This is a genomic window from Actinoplanes sandaracinus, assembly GCF_030009775.1.
GTDB classification, from domain to species: domain Bacteria; phylum Actinomycetota; class Actinomycetes; order Mycobacteriales; family Micromonosporaceae; genus Actinoplanes; species Actinoplanes sandaracinus.
Window position 1 is genome coordinate 1 of the sequence record NZ_JASCTH010000083.1, and the last position, 1,901, is coordinate 1,901.

Genomic DNA, 1,901 nt, shown 5'->3' on the forward strand with positions numbered 1-1,901 from the left:
ACTACCGCGAAGTCAAGACCGGTCTCGGTCTCGACCACTACGAAGGCCGCACCTGGCAAGGCTGGCACCACCACGTCACCCTCGTCTCCGCAGCCCACATCTTCCTGACCCTGCAACGCCTCGACCCCAAAACCCATGCGCCGGAATGACCCTCTACGCCGTACTCCGACGCCTGCAGCTCCTGCAGCTCCTGCTGGTCCATCTCCTCGGATCCTGCCCCACCTGCCGAACCCCGTTCCCACAACGGAAACGACGCCCACGACGCGGATCATGACAAAGCACTACTAGACCTCCACAGGGAGATCTGTTTCAGGGTTCCGTGAGGGCTTGCCGGGCGTAGTTGCTGTGGTCCAGCGGTGCCAGGAAACCGAGGGAATCCGCTCGTGGCAGTGGACGCAGAGCGCGGCCGTGCCACCGTCGGCACGCAGCCGGGTCACCAGCGAATCCACCTCGCCCGGCCGGTCCGTCCGGGCCGGGGGAAACGCGACGGTTCACCGCGGCCTCCAGGATGCTCGGCATGGGGGCTGCGCCTTCAGACGGTTCGTGGATGTGGCACCGCCTTACGCGCCTCGGACATCGTGGCGCACATCGACAGCCGCTGTGCGCCGATGCAGCGCAGTCGTTGTTGCAGCACTGTGTTGCTGCACTGTCGCCGTGGACAGGCAGAGGACGAGCTGTGCCGGTGGCCGGATGACGGCCGCGGCTCGCCGGGTCGCCAACCACTGCACGGGTGTCATCAGGCGGTCCGCGCCGACGTGCGGACACGGATCAGCCCGCCTCCAGGGCGGCGACCGTGAGGGGCCGATGAAACGACCGGGTTCGGGAGCGCCGGATACGAGCTGGCCGGTGCGTTACCGCGGATGGCAACGATGTGATGGCCACACCAGGTACGGCGATTGCGCCGCGGGCGGCGGCGATCACCGTCGACCTTCGCGGCTGTGTACCTTGCGGTTCGGCCGCACGCCGGCGAGCCGGTCGATCAAGGCGGAGGTCCACCGCTCGCCGCGGACGTCACCGAGCGCGGTGCGTGGACACCGGCCATTGGGGGGTCCGCAAGGCCGGGCCGCGATACGGCACCAGACCCGTCGCATGTCGCGGTGGAGGTGGTGTTCCGCGCCGTTGTCGCCCGGCACGTGCAGGGTCAGACGGACGGGACAAGGACGAACGATCATGGCGACTCCAGGGCACCGGGCGGGAATGGCGCGCTACCGAGGTCTGGAGCAGCGGACGGCGACGAGGTGACGCCGCCGCTGGCTCAACCGTATGCCAACCGGCTGTCTTTCGCCCGAAGCGACAACGTCCCGATCGGTCGTTGCGGGTGCCAGGTGGGGATGTCGCCCGGCCCACCGGTCACCCAGGCCCTTCCGGCCATCGAGGGTGATGCCATGGCAGGAGTAGTCTGACGACTGTCGCTCCAGACTTCGGCGGCTCAGTCCGCCGCCGACGAGTGATCTCAAGAGAGCCGACATTGACCATTTCCAAGGCAGTCGTCATCGCCGTCCTTCGGGAGCGGGGACAGCACGCCAGGGCCGACTTCGTCGACCGCGAGCTACCGGAACACATCGACTTGTCTGAGCATGGCGGGCTACTGGCCATGCTCCGCCTCGATCCGGCAGAGTTGTCCGAAGACTCGTCCTCTTGAGAGTGGGCCTTCCGGGGCCGGTGGCGTGGCGGACTCCGCTGCCCTCCTCCGGGCCCTGGGAACAGGTCACGGGGCTGCTCGCAAAACGCCTCGTGGCCGCCGGCGCCGATGAGGGCATCACCGGACACGCGAACTGACACGGATCCGCTCACCGCACGATTCGCATCCTCGGCACGGCCGGCCCGTTCCGGGCCGGCCCGTCGCCCGCCACACACGCTGGCAGGTCGGCGCCGTCACCGCGTGAGGTCTGCCGGCGTGT

The 1,901-nt window shown here is 68.5% G+C and carries 1 protein-coding gene and 1 pseudogene; both read left to right on the plus strand.

Annotation, left to right across the window (positions count from 1 at the left end; genetic code table 11):
* Nucleotides 1-149, plus strand: a pseudogene (locus QLQ12_RS46725) (IS701 family transposase); the annotation flags it as partial.
* Nucleotides 150-1,468: 1,319 nt separating this feature from the next.
* Nucleotides 1,469-1,642, plus strand: a complete 174-nt coding sequence (locus QLQ12_RS46730) for a hypothetical protein (protein ID WP_282767534.1) — start codon at nucleotides 1,469-1,471, stop codon at nucleotides 1,640-1,642.
* The last annotated feature ends 259 nt before the right edge of the window (nucleotides 1,643-1,901 follow it).